General features: G+C 35.0%; 22 protein-coding genes. 15 read left to right on the forward strand and 7 right to left on the reverse strand.

The features are described 5' to 3' along the window. Positions 1 to 13: 13 nt before the first annotated feature. Positions 14 to 238 (reverse strand): DUF1128 domain-containing protein, encoded by a 225-nt coding sequence (locus NSQ69_RS02295; protein WP_002010236.1) that lies wholly within the window; start codon positions 236 to 238, stop codon positions 14 to 16. A gap of 175 nt (positions 239 to 413) precedes the next feature. On the opposite strand from NSQ69_RS02295, the gene NSQ69_RS02300 reads away from it, so the two are divergent. The 3 genes from NSQ69_RS02300 to NSQ69_RS02310 are packed head-to-tail and all read left to right on the forward strand — an operon-like array spanning position 414 to position 2,322. Beyond that, a complete protein-coding gene (locus tag NSQ69_RS02300) occupies positions 414 to 878 on the forward strand; it encodes a low molecular weight protein-tyrosine-phosphatase (protein WP_002125006.1) in 465 nt (154 codons plus the stop codon). Between the two features lie 53 nt (positions 879 to 931). Next, on the forward strand, positions 932 to 1,447 hold the full coding sequence (locus tag NSQ69_RS02305; RefSeq protein ID WP_002125007.1) for a DUF4075 domain-containing protein: 516 nt from the start codon (positions 932 to 934) through the stop codon (positions 1,445 to 1,447). Between the two features lie 5 nt (positions 1,448 to 1,452). Further along, entirely contained in the window at positions 1,453 to 2,322 is an 870-nt protein-coding gene (locus tag NSQ69_RS02310) for a YihY/virulence factor BrkB family protein (RefSeq protein ID WP_002125008.1), read from the forward strand. 181 nt (positions 2,323 to 2,503) lie between these two features. On the opposite strand, the gene NSQ69_RS02315 is transcribed toward NSQ69_RS02310, so the two are convergent. Continuing rightward, positions 2,504 to 4,429 carry a heavy metal translocating P-type ATPase gene (locus tag NSQ69_RS02315; protein ID WP_002169232.1) on the reverse strand — a complete coding sequence of 642 codons (1,926 nt, stop codon included), beginning with the start codon at positions 4,427 to 4,429 and terminating at the stop codon, positions 2,504 to 2,506. Between the two features lie 365 nt (positions 4,430 to 4,794). Between NSQ69_RS02315 and NSQ69_RS02320 the strand changes: the two genes are divergently transcribed. From NSQ69_RS02320 to lepB, 3 genes are all read left to right on the forward strand, one after another. Next, positions 4,795 to 5,745 (forward strand): DMT family transporter, encoded by a 951-nt coding sequence (locus NSQ69_RS02320; protein WP_002186856.1) that lies wholly within the window; start codon positions 4,795 to 4,797, stop codon positions 5,743 to 5,745. 124 nt (positions 5,746 to 5,869) lie between these two features. Beyond that, entirely contained in the window at positions 5,870 to 6,550 is a 681-nt protein-coding gene (locus tag NSQ69_RS02325) for a lysoplasmalogenase (RefSeq protein ID WP_002029577.1), read from the forward strand. 286 nt (positions 6,551 to 6,836) lie between these two features. Further along, a complete protein-coding gene (gene lepB / locus NSQ69_RS02330; RefSeq protein ID WP_002029576.1) occupies positions 6,837 to 7,373 on the forward strand; it encodes a signal peptidase I in 537 nt (178 codons plus the stop codon). Between the two features lie 43 nt (positions 7,374 to 7,416). Here lepB and NSQ69_RS02335 read toward each other — a convergent pair whose 3' ends face one another. Beyond that, positions 7,417 to 10,200: a tetratricopeptide repeat protein gene (locus tag NSQ69_RS02335; protein ID WP_002125014.1), complete on the reverse strand. Its 2,784-nt coding sequence runs from the start codon at positions 10,198 to 10,200 to the stop codon at positions 7,417 to 7,419. Positions 10,201 to 10,676: 476 nt separating this feature from the next. On the opposite strand from NSQ69_RS02335, the gene NSQ69_RS02340 reads away from it, so the two are divergent. After that, positions 10,677 to 11,270, forward strand: a complete 594-nt coding sequence (locus NSQ69_RS02340) for a DedA family protein (RefSeq protein ID WP_002029574.1) — start codon at positions 10,677 to 10,679, stop codon at positions 11,268 to 11,270. A 14-nt stretch (positions 11,271 to 11,284) separates the two neighbouring features. Here the strand turns inward: NSQ69_RS02340 and NSQ69_RS02345 are convergent, their stop codons facing one another. The 3 genes from NSQ69_RS02345 to NSQ69_RS02355 form a co-directional block, all read right to left on the reverse strand. Continuing rightward, positions 11,285 to 11,713, reverse strand: coding sequence for an EamA family transporter (locus NSQ69_RS02345; protein ID WP_002029573.1), 429 nt, complete (start codon positions 11,711 to 11,713; stop codon positions 11,285 to 11,287). Positions 11,714 to 11,820: 107 nt separating this feature from the next. After that, positions 11,821 to 11,967, reverse strand: a complete 147-nt coding sequence (locus tag NSQ69_RS02350; protein WP_000817786.1) for a BH0509 family protein — start codon at positions 11,965 to 11,967, stop codon at positions 11,821 to 11,823. Between the two features lie 155 nt (positions 11,968 to 12,122). After that, the gene (locus NSQ69_RS02355) at positions 12,123 to 12,539 is read right to left on the reverse strand and encodes a pyridoxamine 5'-phosphate oxidase family protein (RefSeq protein WP_002125015.1); all 417 of its coding nucleotides are present in this window, start codon (positions 12,537 to 12,539) and stop codon (positions 12,123 to 12,125) included. Between the two features lie 179 nt (positions 12,540 to 12,718). On the opposite strand from NSQ69_RS02355, the gene cax reads away from it, so the two are divergent. Together cax and NSQ69_RS02365 are read left to right on the forward strand one after the other, a co-directional pair. Beyond that, complete coding sequence (gene cax, locus NSQ69_RS02360; RefSeq protein WP_002169228.1) at positions 12,719 to 13,774, forward strand: calcium/proton exchanger; 1,056 nt, start codon at positions 12,719 to 12,721, stop codon at positions 13,772 to 13,774. Positions 13,775 to 13,855: 81 nt separating this feature from the next. After that, a complete protein-coding gene (locus NSQ69_RS02365) occupies positions 13,856 to 14,653 on the forward strand; it encodes a YfkD famly protein (protein WP_002091172.1) in 798 nt (265 codons plus the stop codon). Between the two features lie 37 nt (positions 14,654 to 14,690). Here the strand turns inward: NSQ69_RS02365 and yfkAB are convergent, their stop codons facing one another. Next, entirely contained in the window at positions 14,691 to 15,818 is a 1,128-nt protein-coding gene (gene yfkAB, locus NSQ69_RS02370) for a radical SAM/CxCxxxxC motif protein YfkAB (RefSeq protein WP_341098903.1), read from the reverse strand. A 213-nt stretch (positions 15,819 to 16,031) separates the two neighbouring features. On the opposite strand from yfkAB, the gene NSQ69_RS02375 reads away from it, so the two are divergent. From NSQ69_RS02375 to truA, 6 genes are all read left to right on the forward strand, one after another. Next, complete coding sequence (locus NSQ69_RS02375) at positions 16,032 to 16,214, forward strand: SE1561 family protein (RefSeq protein ID WP_002010264.1); 183 nt, start codon at positions 16,032 to 16,034, stop codon at positions 16,212 to 16,214. Positions 16,215 to 16,566: 352 nt separating this feature from the next. Further along, the gene (gene fumA, locus NSQ69_RS02380; protein WP_341098904.1) at positions 16,567 to 18,090 is read left to right on the forward strand and encodes a class I fumarate hydratase; all 1,524 of its coding nucleotides are present in this window, start codon (positions 16,567 to 16,569) and stop codon (positions 18,088 to 18,090) included. Between the two features lie 126 nt (positions 18,091 to 18,216). Beyond that, entirely contained in the window at positions 18,217 to 18,999 is a 783-nt protein-coding gene (gene pdaA / locus NSQ69_RS02385) for a delta-lactam-biosynthetic de-N-acetylase (RefSeq protein WP_002029593.1), read from the forward strand. Positions 19,000 to 19,058: 59 nt separating this feature from the next. After that, positions 19,059 to 19,922, forward strand: coding sequence for a DNA-3-methyladenine glycosylase family protein (locus tag NSQ69_RS02390; RefSeq protein ID WP_078213813.1), 864 nt, complete (start codon positions 19,059 to 19,061; stop codon positions 19,920 to 19,922). 10 nt (positions 19,923 to 19,932) lie between these two features. Continuing rightward, positions 19,933 to 21,312 carry a 23S rRNA (uracil(1939)-C(5))-methyltransferase RlmD gene (rlmD, locus tag NSQ69_RS02395; RefSeq protein ID WP_002029595.1) on the forward strand — a complete coding sequence of 460 codons (1,380 nt, stop codon included), beginning with the start codon at positions 19,933 to 19,935 and terminating at the stop codon, positions 21,310 to 21,312. Between the two features lie 83 nt (positions 21,313 to 21,395). Further along, entirely contained in the window at positions 21,396 to 22,133 is a 738-nt protein-coding gene (gene truA / locus NSQ69_RS02400) for a tRNA pseudouridine(38-40) synthase TruA (protein WP_002125027.1), read from the forward strand. Positions 22,134 to 22,157 lie beyond the last annotated feature (24 nt).

The raw sequence follows: 22,157 nt of genomic DNA on the forward strand, positions 1-22,157 counted from the left end.
GTGAGGCTCTTTGTTATTTTTTAATTAATGTACCTAGTTCCTCAGTAATAGCTTGCATTTCACTAATACTGAATGTTTCACGTTTCATAACATGCTCATAAATGTCACGTAAGTCCTCGTACATTTCTTCGTTAAAACTAGCAGCTCTCATTGCTCCAGCATTAACCATGCGTAATTTTTCTTTAATAGCTTCTACCATATATTCAACGTTTGCTTCTGATTTCACGGATAAATCCACCGAAGTGTCCCCCTTTAAAATAACATAAGGTTATCTTAACATTTTTTTATCATTTTCGTTAATGAAACTTTTCAATCCTATTAAATTAGTAGGGATTTCCTTTATAATTAATAATTGGTTGCTTATACTATAGATATATATTAAGAAATGCACCAAGAAGGGAAGAAACAAAAATATGGTCCGAGTATTGTTTGTTTGTCTTGGGAACATTTGTCGTTCTCCAATGGCAGAAGCAATTTTTCGAGATTTTGTCGTAAAAGAGGGACTCGAAGAGAAAATTGTCATTGATTCTGCAGGAACTGGAGATTGGCATATTGGTCATCCACCACATAAAGGAACACAAAAAATTTTAAAAGAAAATGAAGTCTCTTTTGAAGGAATTAAAGCACGGCAAGTAGAAAAAGAAGACTTAACAAAGTTTGATTATATTATTGCCATGGACAACAAGAATATAGCGGATTTAAAAAGTTTTGGTAAAACTGGAGGCTATATTGGTAGGCTGTCCGATTTTGTTCCAGACGGTGGCTGGACAGACGTTCCTGACCCTTACTTTACAGGGAACTTCCAAGAAGTGTATGACCTTGTAACAGAAGGGTGTGTAAAGCTATTAGCTTTCATTCGAAATGAACAAGGAATATGAGGAAGCTTAGAAAGTAATACTTTCTAATATAAGAAATGAAAGGGTGAAGGAATATGGCAAAGAAAAATAATATTGCTCGAAACATTGCGATTGGTGTAGCTGCAGGTGTAGCTGTATCTATGTTAAAGAAAGAAAACCGTGAAAAAGTAAAAAATACGGCAGAAAAAGCAAAAACAAAGATGATTGAGATTGGTGAAAATGCGAAGATAAAAGAAAAAGTGCAAACTGTTACAGATAAAGGACGCGAACTTGCTGATTTCAATGTAGTGAAAGCGAAAGTAGCAGAAATTAAAAAATTGACGCCGTCTGTTGTAGAAACGTTAAAAGAAACGAAAGAAATGTTTAGTAAGAAAAAGATTGTGCCAGTAGAAAAGCCGGAAACGATTGAAATTCAAGCTGTATCTCCAAAGGTAGATGAGCTTAAAGCAGAAGAAGAGCCAGTGGTAGCTGAAGATGGTGGTATGAAAGAAGCGCGTGAATTATTTATGAAGGACTCAAATGCAGAGGAAAAAAAAACTGAAGCATACATTGAGCTAAAGCAAAATAAAGAAGAGAAGAAAAGCGTCTAAAAAATATGAGAAAATTTCTAGAAAAAGCAAAAAGAAATCGCACTTTTTCGTTTGGGAAAGATTTATATGACCGGACGATGCGCGATGATGTAGCGGGCTTAGCAGCACAGCTCGCTTATTTCTTCTTGCTTGCGATTTTCCCTGGGCTTGTTTTCTTAATTACGCTTCTTGGCTTTATTCCCATTCAAACAGAGGATGTGCTTAGTTTATTAGAGGTTTATGTACCAGATGATGCGATGAACTTAATTGAGGTAAATGTAGATAAAGTTGTAAATCAGCAAAATGGTGGTTTATTATCATTTGGTCTATTATCGATGTTATGGTTTGCCTCAAATGGTGTTAATGCGGTTATGAATGCTTTTAACCGCGCTTATGATGTAACAGAAACACGCTCCTTTATTAAAACAAGAGCTTTATCTATCGTGTTCACGTTAGCAATAATTTTTATGATCGTGTTTGCACTAATCGTCCCAGTATTTGGACAAGTGATTGGGGCAGCCGTGTTTAAAGCAATTGGTTTATCGGATAGTTTTTCTTATGTTTGGAGCATTACACGTTTAGTAGCAAGTTTCTTCGTTTTAATCGCTTTGTTTAGCTTTTTATATACATTTGCGCCTGATCGTAAGTTAAAGAGAAGAGAAGTTGTTTCAGGGGCGTTATTTGCTACTATAGGATGGATTGTGGTATCGTACTCATTTGCCTATTATGTAGATAAATTTGCAAATTACGCTAATACATATGGTGGTCTCGGTGGTATTATTATTTTAATGTTATGGTTTTACTTAACTGGATGGGTAATTTTACTTGGCGGTGAAATTAATGGTTTACTCCATCATTATAGAACGGGTGACAATAATTCCCGTAATGAAAAATGAGCTCTTGTTCCATAATAAAAGGGAACAGGGGGGATATTTCATGAGTAATAATAAAAAGAACCACAATAATAAAAATAACAAACAAAAGAGCAGTTCGCATCCAAAGCATAAAACGAGCAGCAGTGCGAACGGTCACAATAGCTACCATTAAAAAAAGCGGGTCCTTTATGAGGGACCCGTTTTAATTATTTCCTTTTAATAATCGTAAGCCATTCAAAATTACAAGAATGGTACTTCCTTCATGTCCAATAACACCGAAGGGAAGCGCTAAAAACTGTAAAAAATTTGAACAAATCAGCATTGCAATGACAGCTAAAGAGAAGATAACGTTTTGCTTCACAATACGGTTCATTCGTTTTGATAAACGGATTGCTTGAGAGAGACGAGATAATTCGTTTTTCATAAGAACAACGTCTGCAGTCTCTAATGCCACGTCTGTTCCTTCACCCATTGCAACACCAATACTAGCAGTAGCGAGGGCAGGTGCATCGTTTATACCATCTCCAACCATGGCGACTATGCCGTACTTTTCTTTTAACTGCTTTATCGTTTCAACTTTTGTTTCCGGTAAACATGATGCGTAATATTCTTTTATATTACTTTCATTGGCAATTGCTTTTGCTGTTTCTTCATTATCACCAGTAATCATGATTGCTTCGACACCAATGCTTTGCAAATCACGAATAGCCGCTATCGTTTCTTGGCGAAGGGTATCTTTTAAAGCAATCAGTCCAAGAATACCATCCTCATCACTAATATAAACGACAGTTTTCCCCTCTTTTTCAAGTGAAGCAGAAATGCCATTATGAAATGTTTTTATTTCTTCTCCGATAAAATCAGCTTTACCAATTTTATAAGCTTTGTTTTCTAATATTCCTTTTAATCCAAAACCAGTTACATCTTCAACGTTTTCTGGTTTTTTTATCGTAATGTCGTAAGCATGTTTTGCATATTTAACAATCGCTTCTGCTAAAGGGTGTGTAGAGTGACTTTCAATCGCTGCTGTAATAGAAAGTACTTCACTTTCTGCTATGCCTTCTCGAACATATACATCTGTTACAGTAGGTTTTCCTTGTGTTAATGTTCCCGTTTTATCAAAGGCAATCGCCTTTACTGAAGCTAGACGTTCTAAATGAATACCACCTTTAAAGAGAATACCGTTTCTCGCTCCGTTTGAAATTGCTGATAAAGTTGCTGGTGTAATAGCTGCAACTAGAGCACAAGGAGAAGCGACTACAAGTAAGATCATAGCGCGATAAAACGTTTCATTCCAACTCCAATCAAGTAAGAAATGAGGAACGAACATCATAAGCGCAACAACGAGCAGCACACCTTTTACGTATGTTCCTTCAAATTTTTCGATGAATAGTTGTGATGGTGATTTTTCGCTTTGTGCACTTTGAACGAGACGAATAATCTTTTGGAATAATGTTTGATCGCTCGGCTTCGTAATTTTAACTTCGATAGCACCACGTAAATTTACAGTGCCGGCAAATACTTCATCGCCGAATTTTTTCTCATTCGGAATAGGTTCTCCTGTAATAGCTGCTTCATCAATATTTGTTTCACCATTATGAATTGTGCCATCAGCAGGAACACGCTCACCTGGCTTAATTAAAATAATATCGTTAATTTGTAATTGTCCAACTGGAATACGTTCCTCGGTTCCAGTTGAAATACGTAATGCTTCTTCCGGTTGTAGATTAAGAAGCGCTGAAATTTCTTTTTGGCTTTTACTTAATGTATAAGATTCCATTGCACCGCTTAATGCAAAGATGAAGATTAAAATAGCACCTTCTGCCCAGTAACCGATAACTGCGGCACCGATAGCTGCAAAAATCATGAGCATTTCAACATTTAGCTCTTTCTCTTCAATTGTGTCTTCAATACCTTCTTTCGCTTTTGCAAATCCTCCAATTACATAAGCAAGGATATAGAAAGTAATACCTGCACTTATTGCATCATTTTTTGTGAATAACCAACCAGCTAAAATAAAAATACCAGATGTGATTGCAAATATAAGTTCATAATGTTTCTTTAATGTATCCCATAAAGAGGGATGAGAAATATCTTTTTGTGCTTGTAATGTTTTTACTTCTGCGTTCATTAATACTCGCTCCTTCCGAATTCTTATTGAGAAAAAGAATCAAAATCGAAACCCCTATAAAACGACGAAAGCTGCCATCCATAATGGATAGCAGCATTTCTGTTGAATCTGATTTTAATAGTTATTATGTTGTAATTATTCTATAGTATAGCATATGTTTTTCTTAGATGATATGTTTTTGTTTTAGTATAAAGTGAAACTTTAATTAGTGGGGGTTTTGTTCATCCCACGCTGATTATTAGCCCTCGCCAATCGGGCTTTTACTGCCCGGCGAATAGCGGGATAAACTGAAAACTTGTGTTTTCGCATTTCCTTTGGTATATATGAATATTGTTCATAAAAAGGTCGGAAAGGAAGACATCAAGTTGAAGACAGAGAAATTTTTTACCCATCCGATTGGCGTGTTTATTGCTGCAATAGTAGCAACATTTTTATGGGGAAGCGCATTTCCCTTTATTAAATTAAGCTATGCTGAACTTGGAATTCAGCCACAAGAAGTCGGGGAACAAATATTATTTGCTGGCTATCGCTTTTTCTTATCTGGTGTAATGCTCTTATTATTTTTTAAAGCGTTAGGAAAAGATATGAAGTTCAAAAAAGGAACAGGAAAGCAGTTAGTTCAAATTGGCTTGTTTCAAACTTTTCTTCAATATATATGTTTTTATATTGGAATGAGTTACAGCTCAGGAATTGAAGGAGCGATTATTTCAGGAACATCATCATTCTTTCAAATTTTACTCGCACACTTTTTATATAAAGATGATGCTCTAAATAGGCGAAAAGTAATTGGAGTAGCTATCGGTTTTTGCGGTGTGATTTTAGTGAATGTACCGAGTGATGGAAGTTTATCATTTCATTTTGGAATAGGTAGCTTATTACTTCTTGGGGCAGCCATGATGTATTCGTATGGAAACATATTAGCGAAAGAAGGTAGTAAAACATTAGATATTGGGTATATGACAGCATATCAGATGATTTTCGGATCAATTGGGTTGCTATGTATAGGTGCATTTCAAGTTGGAATGATGCCATTCACATTTAATCTACATGCAATACTTATGCTCTTATATTTATCGTTCTTATCAGCAGCCGGATTCTGTATATGGAATACAATTATGAAGTATAACAAAGTAGGGAAAGTCTCGATGTATATGTTCTTTATACCAGTGTTTGGTGTGCTACTATCAAGTCTAATTTTAGGGGAAGCAATCCATTCCTTTGTACTATTTGGTTTAGCATGTGTCGCAGCGGGAATTATTGTAGTAAATCGTAACCCGGTTAAAAAGAAAGTTGAGCAAGAAAAACAAGTAGCATAGAGAACAGAAAAACGATTAAAATGGAAGAACAGTATTGTTCTTCTTTTTTTACATAGAAAAAGGAGAACGTGATATATGTAACGAAAAAAGTATAGAATAAAGCATTTATTGAGGAGAACATATTATGAATGTACTTTACATTGTGTTAGTCGGGCAAATTATTCTTTTTTTAATGGGAGCAATTTATGCAATAGGACAGACGAAGAGAACGAGAAATAATATGCCGTTACCTTTAGCAGTTCGTCTTATTCTTAGTTTTTCTTTAACAGGAAGTGCAATTTGGATATGGTTACAAGATCCATCGGCTGAGTACAGTACGTGGGTTGCACTCGGTATGACTTTATCAACTGTAGGGGATTTATTTATGGCAGGATTAATTCCAATTGGTCATCGATTAATTGGAGGAATGGTTACTTTCGCTCTTGCACATTGTTTCTATGTGAAAGCATTTTTACAAACAGGTATTTCATGGAATGGTTTTTGGATCGGTTTATTCGTATACGGACTCTTTCTAATTATAGGGTGGTTTTTCTTTATTCGAAATGAAAAACAAGACAAACTTTTTACAATAGGCGCTCTAATTTACGGTTTGTGGGTTGGAGGAATGGCATGTTTTGCATTCGCCTTATATTACGAGAATATAGGAATATGGTGGATACCAGCACTTGGTGGTTTACTGTTTGTGATTTCTGATTTTATTATCGGCGTGACAGATATCGGAGGGCGCAAACTGAAGTATGAACCGCTTTGGATTTGGTTTACATATGTCGCAGCGCAGATGTGTATTGTATATGTAGGATTATAAAAAGATACTCTCAAAAATAGTTGATAGACTATTTTGAGAGTATCTTTTTTATTGCTATGCTATTATATTTGTTTGTTTAATTTGTGCAGTATCTTATACTTTCTAAGCATAAATTTCATAGGAAAAGTCCTGTTTGATAGATGGAAAATATAGTATATAAAAATAGTGAATTTATAGGGATTATTATTTTATATTTGTAATATTCTAATGTTATAATTCAGAATTTTGTGGAAATTAACCAGTCGGAGTACTTATAATAAAAATAAAAAGATGATGAGATGGTGGAATGATGCAAAAGAAAAAATGTTTGCGTGAATTCTTTGAAATAATTGCAATTGCATGTTTATTAGTGTTTTTGGCAAAAATCTTTTTGTTTTTCCCTACGACTGTAAAAGGAGCATCGATGAGGCCGACGTTACAAGATGGAGATAAAGTAATTATTAATAAACTTGCAAAGAGATTTGAAAGTTATGAGAGAGAGGATATTATTGTCGTGAAGACAGATAATTTCTATGTGAAGAGAGTTATTGGATTACCAGGAGATGTAATTGAGATGAAGAATGATCAATTATATGTTAATCATCAAGTGAAAAATGAAGAGTATTTAAAGAATAATAAAAAACAGGCAGAAAAATTACTTATCAATTTAACTGAAGATTTTGGACCGATTACAATTCCTAAAAATAAAATTTTTGTGATGGGAGATAATCGTTTAGTTAGTAGGGATAGTAGGAACGGCTTAGGGCTCATTGATAGAACAGAAGTATTAGGAAAGTTCATGGCGATATATTATCCATTTGAACATGTGAAAATTGTAGATTAAAAATAAGAAAAACCAAGCGAATTAGTTGCTTGGTTTTTCTTATTTAAACAGTTGGTGTTTTATTTATTGTTTCTTGTGAAGCAATATGTTCATTATTTTGGTCGATATTTAACATGAATTTTCGTTGTAACAATTGCAATTTAAAGAGTGTTAAAGGATCATGATAAGTTTCTGGGTTTGTTCTTAGCTTTGTTAATGTTTGCTCATCTTCTTGTATTTCAAGTTGGGCCGCTTCTACGGTTTGTTTCAATATGCTAAGAGGGTCTTTAAAGAACATCATGATATCCCGTTCTAGCGCACCTTCAAATACTTCAAATTGAAGGAAGAATTGTTTTGAAATCATCTGAGCAACTTCTGTATAATCTTCTGTTTCAATATATTGTTTATATTTATTTGATAGCATAGATTGATTTTTTTGCATATTACCGAATAATTTCCCTGCACTCTTTAAGAAAAATTGTGTCGGTGTAAAGCGTAATAAAATATTGATGTTAGCTACTGTAATTCTATTCGTCATTCTTGCAACATCTCTATCCCAGTCATCTAGTAATTTGAAATCACAAGGAAGTTTAATACGCTCTTCCTCATAGAGCTTATTAAAGGTATCGCTCATTTCATCTAAATAAGCTTGAGCTTGAATGAATTCATTATGAGCAGTTTCAATCCATTCTTGAATAGACCCAGTAAATTTAGGAAGAAGCACTTGCTGTACATGTTTTTGAATTCTTTCATTCATTGCTACATTTAGTTCTTCATGGACCAGTTTGAAATCACTATCTTCTTGAACGAGGTCAGAGCAACTCTGCAACAATTCAGGAATTTGAGAATGTATATCCTGCGTAATCTCTTCTTTCGTTAAGAGATAAGATTCTGTAATAGAACGAATTTTATCTTTTTGAATGGCAGTAAGATTATTAATAAAACCATCAAGTTTTACTAAAATATGTTTATTCCAGCGAACGGATTTCACTAACGTATTTTCTAATTCCACACGCTCATTTACAAGGTATGCAATTGTTTTTTGGATAAACCATAATAATTTTTCAATGCGTTCTTTTTCCACGTTACGCTTAGTAAGGTTAGAAAGAATAGAGTCTGTTACGTTACCTAGCTGTTCACTACTCTCTTGTGAAGGAGAGTAAGGGAAAAAGTGTGCTTCTGGGAAATGTACGAGTATTTTCTTTTTAATGCTGTTCGTGATATTTTCACTAGTATTCGTATCAATTGTTTGTAAGACGAATTTAATTTGTAAATTTGGTACTTGCTCACGAATATATAATAATGTATCGAGCTCTTCATCATGTAATGGTGAAGCTGAATTTAGGACATAGATGAGACTATCTGCTGCCTGTAAGTATTCAAAGTGAGAGCTGTTTTTGTCAAGTTGTCCATGCACAGTAGGTGTGACAAGGAATGAAAACTTATTTTTTCGTAAAAATCTACTTGGTAATTTAACTTCAATACATTTTCTTTCTAGTTTTGACTGAGAAGGTACCGCTAGTATGTTATGAAGTTCGTCAAAGTTTGGTATATTTCGTATATCTAGTTCTGTAAGCTCAGTTATTTCAGTTTGACTATCATCTTTAAATGTAATTGAAGTTGTTATAGCCTCATTTAATATATTTTCTCCTAGTATAGAGTTAATAAAGGCTGATTTATCATAATCGCTAGCTCCTGCTACTAGAAGTTGTGTAACAGTTAAATCGTATAACTCACGAACAAGTAGTGTGAATTGATGACCTAAATCTACATCATTCTTCTCAGCCCATACAGCAATCGTTTCAAATAATGCTGATACGTCTGCCATATCAACATTTGCATGAGCTGATGCATTTGAAAGTAAGGCACCTGCGCTTTTTACGAGTAATGATTCTAGAGTTGTCGGTGAAACTTCATTCCATGCTAATACTGCTGCGGAGACAAGTAAAGAATCTTCCGCTCTCATTAAACTAAACCAATTTGTTAATAAATCTGGTACAAGTCCTTGTAATTCGTGCATGAAATGTTGTCCAGTGATCAATTCGAAGTACGTCTCTTGATAGCGAGTAGAAATTTCATTCCAATCGTCATGAGCATCTACTTCAACATGTAAGAATAGGTGATTTATTGTTTGAATCCAAGGGAGATGGAATGATTCATTTTCATAGCTGTTCCAAAGTGAGATAACAAGCTCTTTAAATTGAACTTGATCAATTGTATATAAGGCTTTTAAAGATTCATAGAAATACTCAGGTTTAATTTTTTTAGTAAAGCCTCTGTTCACATAATTGATTAAAGTATCGAACCAGTGTAATGATTTTGTTCGAATTCCTTCTTGAACAGCGAGTTCAATAGCATTATTCCAATCTTCTTGTTTTTCATAGAACGATCGAGCGATTGCAGTAATATTTGGATAGTCTGGTTGAAATGCAACAGCCTCGCTAATCGTCTTAAATGCTAGTCCTAAACGATTTTGCTCTATATAAAGGGAAAGAAGTTGTAGGGAAACTTCCATTGTAAGAGTTGTATCTTCTGTTTGGATAGATGTATAAATTTCTTCTGCTTTTGGCAAGAAATCTAATTCGAAATAAGCATCTGCAATATTCTTCATAGCCCAGAGAGCAAGTTCATTATTTACTTTCTCCCATTTGAATATAGCGGCTTCAAAGTCGTTAGTTTGAAAATAAACTTCACCTTGTGCAAAGCGAATATTAGATATATTGGAGAATTCATTTTTTGATTCATTTATATATGCTTCACCGAGTACTTCCGCTACCGGAATGGAAGAGTCTTCTGTTAAAAATGTTTTATAGTAAATCTTTTGGATAAATTGTTTTTCAATGGTCATGTTCGTTCCCCCTGTATAATTTAGAAAAATGATGTTGTATGTAAAAGGGTGCATGTTACTCTAATAGGTAGAAGTTGCATTATATAGACCAAACTATGTTTTTGCTAGATATATCATTTTTCTTGAGAGTTAAACCGTTGCAAAAAGTAACTTCCCTTTATTGTAACAAAAAAATAAGCCTATGAATTTTTATTTTTTTATCTCGCTATTTATAGGCAGTAAGACTCCTACTCCAAAATTGAGCGAATGCAAGGAAGTTAAGTGGGAGACCTGCTGCCCGTAAAATCCCGATTGGTTCAGGCTAATAATCAGTGGGGATGGATAAAAAACCACCGATTAAATCTCTATTTAAGGAATGGAATAGAAGTAGAGTTCATTATAAAAACAATGTATAGTGAATATGTATACCATGTTTGTCTTAAAGATAGAATGGGCACAATATGGGATAACGATCGTGTATAGGATGTGTCTTCCGAATGGAACAACATATTGGCGAGTTAATCGCACATTATGGATATTTTGGAATTATTATAGCTTTAGCTGGCGGGATTGTTGGATTACCTATACCGGATGAGTTTTTATTGACTTTTATTGGATATAACATTTCAAAAGGAGTTATGTCAGGAACAGCTGCTTTTTTAAGTGGAATGGCAGGTGCAATGCTTGGCATTACATTAAGTTACATATTAGGTTTAAAACTTGGGCTCCCTGTTTTAAAAAAATATGGTCCGAAAGTTAGAATTAAGGAACATCATATTGAAAAAACACATATTTTATTTGAAAAATACGGTCCATTTCTTTTAATGATTGGCTACTTTATACCGGGAGTACGTCATTTAACAGCATATTTTGCTGGAGTTTCAAATTTAACATTGTGGCGATTTTGTTTGTATGCTTACGGTGGTGCACTAATTTGGATAAGTGTTTTTATTGGCTTAGGTTGGAAACTGGGAGAAAAGTGGCGCTTTGTTGAATATAGTTTACATCATTATGGAATATGGATTTTATTAGTTTCGGCAATTGTAATATTGATTGTGTGGATTTACATAAGGAAAAGAAAAAACCGCTAATAATAGCGGTTTTTTTAGCTGAAAGCAATAAATAATACACCAGCTGTAATAAAGACTACACCAATACCGGTCATAAAGTTTAACTTTTCACCTAATATAATCATCGCGAGAATAATGGAAAATACTACACTTAATTTATCGATAGGTGCTACTTGTGAAACTTTTCCTGTTTTTAACGCAAGAAAATAAAATAGCCATGACGAAGCACCAGCGATTCCACTTAATGTGATAAATAGCAGTGCTTTTTTATTTAGGAGGACATCACCGATATTTTGAAATTTACCTTGTATAATAATAACTCCTACCATAAATAATGCCATAATAATAGAGCGAACCGTTGTTGCGACGTTGGCATCGATTCCATCTAAGCCAATCTTTCCGAAAATAGATACGAGGGCAGCAGCAATTGCTGATAATAGTGCGAATAATAGCCATGAACTCATAGTGAAACTCCTCCAATCTTACATTATTATACATGAAAATCATTCTCATGTATAAAAACGAAATAAACCCCCGCCCTATATTTTTAATAAGGTGGGGGTTTATTATACTACTCTGCTATTTCTTCATATAAAAAGTACGTTACATTATAAATATGCTCTACTTCATCATCCGTCATAAATAATAATTCGTCACGTTCAATCCCTTTTTTCTTTTCAATAAACTCAATCATGTTTTTTCGTTCTTCTCTTTTCATCAATTTTAATTTCTCCCCTCAATCTGTTTTAATACAGTTTATTTAAGTTACTGCTATTATATAACAGAATCTTTAGAAAGTTCCACCTATTTTATTGTTTTTTTCAGAAGAATCTTTCGACAAAACAAGCCCACCTAAGGGGGCTTGTTTTTATTTTATAGTCGTAAAAACTCGGGCTCGGTCGTACCAGCACCATCGATGTAATAAATTGTATCGGGATTGATTTTTATTAGTACGTAATTAGGGTCTTCCGCACCGAGTAACCAGCGTTTTAAGCTATTAGTCCAAAATTTGTTTTTTAATGTTTGATCTTCTTCGATGGAAGCTATACCTTCAACTTCAATGTAATCCTCATCTAATTTCTTTCCTTCACGTCCAAGTAGTACATGTACATTGGGGTTTTTTTCAATATCTGTTATCTTTTTTGAATTTCGATCTGTTGCAACATATAGTACAAAATCTTCGTGGAAAAACATCATAAAGGCGCTATGTGGCTTATCGTTACGTACAGTAGATAATACACCAGTGCGTTGACCTTGAATAATAGTTGCGATTTTTTCTTTTAAGTGCATATTTTTAGCCTCTTTTCATAATTCATAATTTTTTCTGTCTGGACAAGATAATTTAAATATCTTTCATACTGTTTTCTTCAATCCGATTTTTTAAACGTAATTGTGATGAAATCGGACAAGTTAGGAGATGAATAATAATAATATCGAGGAGAAATACATACGATGGAAGGATGAAAAGCATGTTTAATAAAATATTTCTCATAGTAGCGCTTATAGGTGTACCACTTTCTGTAATCGGAAAAACACTTCATTGGCCACAAACTATTATGTTTGCTGTATACTGCATTACTATTATTGCATTAGCTGGTTTTATGGGGAGGGCGACAGAAAGTTTAGCAATTGTTTCTGGGCCTCGGATAGGTGGTTTATTAAATGCAACTTTCGGTAATGCCGTGGAACTTATCATTTCAATTTTTGCACTCCAGGCAGGATTAACAGAAGTTGTTTTAGCTTCCTTAACTGGTTCTGTACTTGGAAACTTATTACTGGTAGGAGGGTTATCCTTCTTTATAGGTGGCCTTAAGTATAAAAGACAAAGTTTCAATGTTTATGATGCAAGACATAATTCAGCTTTATTAATATTTGCTGTTGTCGTAGCCTTTGTTATTCCAGAGATTTTTTCAATGAAGATGGATGCTGGAAAGACGTATCAATTAAGTATTGGTGTTTCTATTATCATGATCATTATGTATCTTGCTGCATTGCTATTTAAGTTAGTTACGCACCGTGGTGTATATCAACATAAAAGTGATGAAGTAGCGCATGAGGAAGAGCCAGAGTGGTCCAAAGCTAAAGCGCTACTCATTTTAGCGATAGCAACACTTGCAGTTGCTTATGTGTCAGAGGCACTCGTACATACTTTTGAAACGGTTGCAAAGTCGTTTGGCTGGTCAGAGTTATTTATAGGGGTTATCATCGTTGCGATTGTTGGTAATGCAGCAGAACATGCATCTGCAATTATTATGGCGTATAAAAATAAAGTGAATATCGCCGTTGAAATTGCAGTAGGTTCTACATTACAAATCGCTATGTTTGTTGCTCCTGTATTAGTACTTCTTTCGATGCTTTTTGCACAAAAGATGCCTCTAGTATTTACAATACCAGAACTTGTTTCTATGATTACAGCTGTTTTCTTAACTATCGCCATTTCAAATGATGGGGATACAAACTGGTTTGAAGGAGGCACTTTATTAGCTGCGTATGTCATTATGGGAATTGGTTTTTATTTATTATGAAAAATAGGGATAACAATGCTTCAGAGGGAAAACACTAAATACAGTAATTTATATACCTTTACGTAGGAAGGAGCCTGACAGGTGAAACGAGTGTACAGCATATGTCTTTCAACTATGGTCTCGTTTATTTTATTATTTCCTAACAGTAGTTTTGCAAAGACGACAGTAGAAGTAAAAATGCCTTCATCTGTTTTAAATATTTCAAAAGATAATACATTTCCAAATGATGCACAAGATTTACCACGTTTACAGCCGAGTAAGTTTGCTCAAGAATTATTAAAAACAACAAATATTAAAATTGAAAACCCAGATTTAATTCGAATGTTTAATGAAACAACAATTTCGAATGCACCGCTTGCAGTAGGGTACCGAGCAAAAATTTATTTAGGGCAATGGGCATTAAATTATGAGTCAATAGACACATCGATTAATTGGGAATATAAGCAAGTAAATCGAAATGTATATGATAATCGCGGAGGGGATCGCTTATACCCACTTCGCTATAAGCAAGAAACCCAAAAGACAATCGAAGGTGATTTAACAGCAGATATGAAAGATACTACAGATGTGAAAAAAATGATGCTTCTAAAAGCGCTTGAAAAAGTACAATTGCCACTTTCATTTAAAACAACCATTGGTTATGGTACCGGACATGAGCGTGTTTATAATATTAGTCCAAGTCAACTTGGATATTTATATGCGTATACACCAGCAGTAAATGAAAAAGGAAAAGTAACATTTGGAGAAGTCTACCTTGTGTTAAAAGGGAATCAAAAAAAGCTTGTCGTGAAAAATATTACATCTCAAGGAATCGGAGCCGCTATTCCAATTCATGATCATTTATTTTTTAAATTTGTTTCTTCATCGCATGCACAATGAAATAAAAAACGTCAGCCTATAAGCTGACGTTTTTTATTTATAACATAATGTTTGATGTTTTTGATAAGAAATCTTCTTTTGGATAGTAGCTATTTTTTACAAGAACATTCGGTCCAAGGCATTTCACGGCAGGACAATGGCAACTTAATGATTTTGCTGTTTTTGAGTCACACCATTTGTCGTAAGCTTCTTGTAGTGTATTTGTTTGTACATTACCTAGAAGCGGGACATCACCGAAGTCGGTCACGATAATATTTCCATCGAAAATATTTACGTTCAAACGAGAACGACCATCTGGATCATTGCGGACAGTTACATTTTTACTTTCATGTAATTTCTTTAGTGTAGCTAAATCGTGTTCATTATCACTACATGCATAGAAAGGTAATGTTCCGAATAACATCCACACATTTTCATCACGGATCTCTAATAAATGTTCAACTGCATTTCGAATTTCTTCTTTTGTTAAAATTTCAAGTGTGCTAGCGAAGTCACTCGGATACATCGGGTGAACTTCATGACGTTTACAGCCCATTTCTTCAACGATTTGACGGTAAATATGTTCAATATGTGGTAGAGTTCGTTTGTTTAACATAGTTTCGGCTGATACGAGTACACCTGCCTCTGATAGAGCTTTACTATTTGTAATCATTCTTTCAAATAATTTAGCGCGCTGTTCATAAGTAGGCTTACGCTCCATCATTGCAAATCCGCCTTCAACGAAGTCATCGATTGTTCCCCAGTTATGTGAAATGTGCAATACATCTAAGTAGGGAATAATTTGTTCGTAACGTGCTAAATCTATAGTTAAGTTTGAGTTAATTTGAGTGCGAACGCCTCGTTCATGGGCGTATTTTAAGAGTGGTGTTACATAGTTGTCGACGGATTTTTTTGAAAGCATAGGTTCTCCGCCTGTAATACTTAAAGAACGTAAATAAGGAATCTCATCTAATCGTTTTAATAAAAGCTCCATCGGAAGCGGGTTTGGATCTTTCGGCTGTAATGTGTAACCAACAGCGCAATGCTCGCAACGCATATTGCATAACGTCGTCGTTGTAAACTCAACGTTTGTTAATAGTAGTTTGCCGTACTCTTCAAGGTCCATATACGCTTCCCATGGATCGTAAGAAGGAGTAATCGGCTTCATTATTTGTGATATCGTCATATGAAATACTCCTTTGACTATTGAAATAACAATTTGTCCATTCTCTATAATAGAAGAATATGTGCTTTTTATAAAGTGAAACTTTTTTGTGAAAAAAGAGAGAGGGCTTACATTATAATGAATTACTGTGAAAAAATTGATGAAATTACATGCCCATAGCAATCATTTTTGCGGTATAATAAAAGCAACTCGAATTAAAAGGAGAGTGCCTTCATGGGAAAAGCAATTCAAGGTAAAGATTCACAACTAGTATATTTGAAAGAACGTTTAAATATGTTCATTGAAGTAATTGATACGATTGAACCAGAAGAGGTAGAATTAGAAGATGTAGATCGTCTTCTTGCAATGTTAGATGAATTAGAACTGAAATGTGAGCAATTTAAAAAAGACGAATAATATATTAAAAAGGCTGCCACTACAAAATTGGCAGCCTTTTTCTGTACGGATAATAGAAGGAATATAGAAAAAAAGGTATAATCAAATTGTGAAAAATTTCATTTATACTTTAATAGCATGAAATAAAGTGAAACTTTACTCAGTGGGGGGCATTCCCCACTGAGTATTAGCCTTCACCAATCGGGCGTTTACGGGCAGTTGATCTCCAACCTAACTTCTTTGCTCCACCTGAATTTTGAGGTGGGAGTCTTACTGCCCGTTAATGCGGGATAAATAAAAAGCTGAAGAGCATAACAATGGAATTTTCATCTCATAACGTTTTGGTAGCGTTCACAATTGAGGGGGAAGTACAATGGAAAAGCTTCAAGAAAGCATGTATCAACTAGTTGTTGAAACGTCAACGAACTTACCGAAGGATGTTCGTCGTGCGATTCAACAAGCGAAAGAGCGAGAAAATGCAGGGACTCGTTCAGCGATGGCACTTGGCACAATTACGAATAACATTAAAATGGCAGATGATAATATCTCGCCAATTTGCCAAGATACAGGGATGCCAACGTTTAAAATTTATACACCAGTTGGTGTGAATCAATTAAAACTGAAGAAAGCTATCTATAGTGCGCTTGAGCGGGCGACAAAAGATGGTAAACTTCGTCCAAACTCTGTTGATTCTCTTTTTGGAGACAATAGCGGAAACAATTTAGGACCAGGTACACCTGTTATTAAGTTTGAACAATGGGAAAAAGATTACATTGATGCACGTTTAATTTTAAAGGGCGGCGGTTGTGAGAATAAAAATATTCAATATAGCCTGCCTTGTGAAATAGAAGGACTTGGACGAGCTGGGCGTGATTTAGAAGGAATTCGTAAATGCCTTCTTCATGCAGTATATCAAGCGCAAGGTCAAGGGTGTAGCGCAGGAGTAATCGGCGTCGGTATCGGGGGAGACCGCACATCAGGTTACGAATTAGCAAAAAATCAATTATTCCGTACATTAGATGATGTAAATCCAGTTCCAGAATTACACAAGCTTGAAGAGTATGTATTAGAGAATGCGAATAAGCTTGGCATTGGTACGATGGGATTTGGCGGAGAAACAACTTTATTAGGTTGCAAAATTGGAGTATATAATCGTTTGCCAGCGAGCTTCTACGTATCTGTTGCGTATAATTGTTGGGCATATCGTCGTCTTGGTGTAACAATTCATCCTGAAACAGGTGAAATTATGGATTGGTTGTACCAGGAAGGTGAAGATACACTTCAACAAGAAACTGCGCAAGAACAAACAGAGCAGCGTGAAATCGTATTACAAGCTCCAATTACAGAAGAGCAAATTCGTGAACTTCGTGTTGGTGATGTTGTTACAATTAACGGCATGATGTATACAGGACGTGATGCGATTCATAAACATTTAATGGATAACGATTGTCCAGTAGATTTAAAGGGACAAATTATTTATCATTGTGGTCCAGTTGTAGTGAAAGATGAAAATGATAATTGGCAAATTAAAGCGGCAGGTCCAACGACAAGTATTCGTGAAGAGCCATATCAAGGCGATATTATGAAAAAGTTCGGTATTCGTGCTGTAATTGGTAAAGGTGGTATGGGTGCTAAAACATTAGCAGCTTTAGAAGAACACGGTGGTGTGTACTTAAATGCAATTGGTGGTGCAGCGCAATATTATGCTGAATGTATTAAAGAAGTGAAAGATGTTGATTTCTTACAATTCGGTATCCCAGAGGCAATGTGGCATTTACGTATCGATGGTTTTAAAGCAGTTGTAACGATGGATTCTCATGGTAAAAGTCTACATGCTGATGTTGATAAAACATCACTTGAAAAATTGGCGAGCTTTAAAGAACCTGTATTTAAGTAAAGAGAAGTGCATCTCGAATTATTCGAGGTGCATTTTTTTGGTATATATAGAAAAACATGTTCAGCATGAAAGAAAGCAGGGAAACAGAAACTACAGGTACGATTATATATGGAAAGGAGACTATTTATGAAATATAAATGGTTATATATAGGTCTCATTTTTTCAATTATGATGGCACTTGTTCCAGTTTCAACATTTGCTTATACGAATACACCACATAACTGGGGAATCCCACGTCCTAAAAATGAAACGGTGCCAGATGCAGGGAAACTATATACAGAATTACTACAAAAAAATGGTGGGTTTTATTTAGGAGATACGAAGAAAAAAGATATTTATTTAACATTTGATAATGGATACGAAAATGGATATACAGGAAAGATTTTAGATGTACTGAAGGAGAAAAAAGTACCAGCAACTTTCTTTGTGACGGGACATTATATAAAAACACAAAAAGATTTATTATTAAGAATGAAAAATGAAGGACATATTATTGGTAATCATTCTTGGAGTCATCCAGATTTTACAACAGTAAATGATGCAAAACTTCGTGAAGAATTAACGAGCGTAACGGAAGAGATTAAAAAAGTTACTGGGCAAAAAGAAGTGAAATATGTACGCCCTCCGCGAGGCGTGTTTAGTGAAAGAACGCTAGCGCTTACGAAAGACATGGGATATTATAACGTGTTTTGGTCGCTTGCATTTCTTGATTGGAAAGTAGATCAGCAAAGAGGATGGCAATACGCTCATAATAATGTAATGACTATGATTCATCCAGGATCTGTTTTGTTACTTCATGCAATATCAAAAGATAATGCAGAAGCACTTGCGAAAATCATTGATGATTTGCGCGAGAAAGGGTATCATTTTAAAAGCCTAGATGATTTAGTAAAAAGCAATCAACCGTAAGCATGTATGCTTGCGGTTTTCTCATGCTATAATGATGTGTAAAAAGGATGGGGAAACGTATGTGGAGCGAACATGTTACGTTAGAATATCCGTACCATTTTGAGGAAGTACTAAAGCGTTTATCTTTCGACCCGTTAAACGTTATTCAATTAGACGAGAAAGTAATTTATGTCCCGCTTTTTATAGACGAAGAACAGATTGTTGTTCGTTTGCAAGGGATTGGTACTGTTCAAAATCCACAGTTTTGGATCTCTAGTCAGGCAGGAGATCAAGAGAAAGTAATGAAACGAATGAGATTCATTTTTCACTGGAATGAACCGTTTCAAAATATACAAAATCATTTTTTAAACACATCATTACGTCCACTATTTGAAACATATGCTTATACTCCAATTATTTTAGAATTTGATTATTTCGCTTGTCTTCTTCGCTGTATTATTCATCAACAAATAAATTTGAAATTTGCTACTGTGCTAACAGATCAATTTGTAAAACGATATGGGACAGAGAAGAACGGCGTTTTCTTTTTCCCAACACCAGAAAGAGTAGCAAACATTTCAATAGAAGAATTGAGAGAGCAGAAGTTTAGTCAGCGAAAAGCCGAATATATAGTAGGATTAGCAAAACATATTGTAGGCGGTAAATTAGATTTAGCAAGGATACAAAACGAAACAGAAGAAGAAGTATCGGCACAATTGTTACCAATAAGGGGTATTGGAGCATGGACAGTGCAAAACTTTTTAATGTTTGGGCTTGGTCGGAAAAATATGTTTCCAAAAGCAGACATTGGAATTCAGCGCGCAGTGCAAGGTGTATTTCAATTAGATAATAAGCCTGATGATGCATTTTTAGAAAAAGTGAAACAAGAGTGTGAACCATATTGCAGTTATGCAGCGTTATATTTATGGAAAAGTATAGAGTAGAGGTGTAATAATGATACAAAAGCAACAAGAGAGTAAGTTGGAAGTTGGTCAAACGTTTCCTGTGACAATTAAACGTCTTGGGATTAACGGAGAAGGCGTTGGTTATTTTAAGAGACAAGTTGTTTTCATTCCAGGGGCATTACCAGGAGAAGAAGTTGTTGCTGAAGCAACGAAAATTCAGCGTGGCTTCGCTGAAGCGAAAGTGAAAAAAGTTCGTAAATCCTCACCACATCGTGTGAAAGCACCATGTTCAGTATATGAGGAGTGTGGTGGCTGTCAATTGCAGCATTTAGATTATAAAGAACAATTAAATCAAAAGCGTGATATCGTTGTACAAGCATTTGAGAAGTACATGAATAACAGTCTGGAAGAGAAAATTCGTCCGACGCTTGGTATGGAAAATCCATGGCATTATCGTAATAAAAGTCAATTGCAAGTGGGGCGTAAAGACGAAAAGGTTATTACAGGGTTATATAAGCAAAACTCACATCAGTTAATTGATATTTCTCATTGCATGATTCAGCATAAAGCAACGAATGAAGCGACAAAAGTTGTAAGACGTATATTAGAAAAATTAAATGTTTCTATTTACAATGAGAAAAAACAAAAAGGTTTAGTACGCACAATTGTGACACGTACTGCAGTTCAAACAGGGGAAGTGCAAGTCACACTTATTACAACAAAAGAAGAATTACCAAATAAAGATCAATTTATCGCAGAAGTGCAAAAACAAATGCCAAGTGTTAAATCAATTATGCAAAACGTAAACTGGCGTAAAACATCTGTTATTTTCGGTGATAAAACATTTAAATTAGCTGGAAAAGAAGTAATTCAAGAAACACTAGGTGATTTATCATTTGAATTATCAGCACGCGCATTCTTCCAATTAAATCCAGAACAAACAGTTGTTTTATACGATGAAGCGAAAAAAGCAGCTGCTTTAACAGGAAACGAGAAGATTGTGGATGCGTATTGTGGTGTCGGTACGATTGGACTTTGGCTTGCGAATGATGCAGCGGAAGTACGTGGTATGGATGTAATTCCAGAAGCGATTGAAGATGCAAAGAAAAATGCAAAACGCCACGGATTCACAAATGCAAAGTATGAAGCTGGTAAAGCGGAACAATGGTTACCAAAGTGGGTAAAAGAAGGCTGGCGTCCAGATGTCATTGTTGTCGACCCACCGCGTACAGGTTGTGATGATAAATTACTTGAAACGATTTTAAAAGTGAAACCGAAACAAGTTGTTTACGTGTCTTGTAACCCTTCCTCATTAGCACGTGATGTGGAAACATTAATGGAGAGCTATGAAGTGGAGTATGTACAACCAGTTGATATGTTCCCGCATACTGCGCATGTAGAAAATGTAGTGAAACTTGTTAGAAAGTAACATTCAATAAGGATATGTCCCTCACAAAGCAGGAGCTATGTGAGGGTATATTTTATTTAGCGAATGGAAGTAAGGAGAATATAATGAACAATTATAAATTGACGATTCAATATGATGGTGCGCGTTATAAAGGGTGGCAACGTCTTGGTAATAATGACAATACGATTCAGGGGAAAATCGAAAGTATAATATCTGAAATGGTCGGAAAAGAAATTGAAATTATCGGCTGTAGTAGAACGGATGCTGGTGTACACGCTTTGAATCAAGTAGCTAACTTTCAAAGTGATGAGAAGTTAGTAGAACATAAAGTGAAAAAGTATTTAAATCAATATTTACCAAATGATATTAGTATTACGAGTGTAGAAGAAGTACCAGATCGTTTCCATGCTCGTTACAATTCTAAAGCAAAAACATATCTTTATAAAATTTGGAATGAAGAGCATACGAACCCATTTATGCGTAAATACAGCATGCACGTGAATAAACAATTAAATGTGAAAAGCATGAAAGAAGCTGCGAAACATTTAGTTGGTTCACATGACTTCACTGCCTTTTCAAATGCAAAGTCTAAGAAAAAATCTATGGTTCGAGAAGTGTATACACTTGATGTTTCCGAAGAATCAGGATTTGTACAAATTAGAGTAAGTGGTAACGGATTCCTTCATAACATGGTGCGGAAAATTGTTGGAGCATTAATTGAAGTTGGATTAGGGCAATTAGAGGCGGACGCAATTCCAAACATTTTAGAGGAAAAACAACGTAATCAAATTAATTGTCTTGCTGAGGCGAGTGGATTGTATTTGGAGAATGTTGAATTTTAATAATAAGTAAAAAAAATCGAGCTG

The organism is Bacillus sp. FSL R10-2201 (assembly GCF_038008665.1).
Classification (GTDB): Bacteria; Bacillota; Bacilli; order Bacillales; family Bacillaceae_G; genus Bacillus_A; species Bacillus_A mycoides.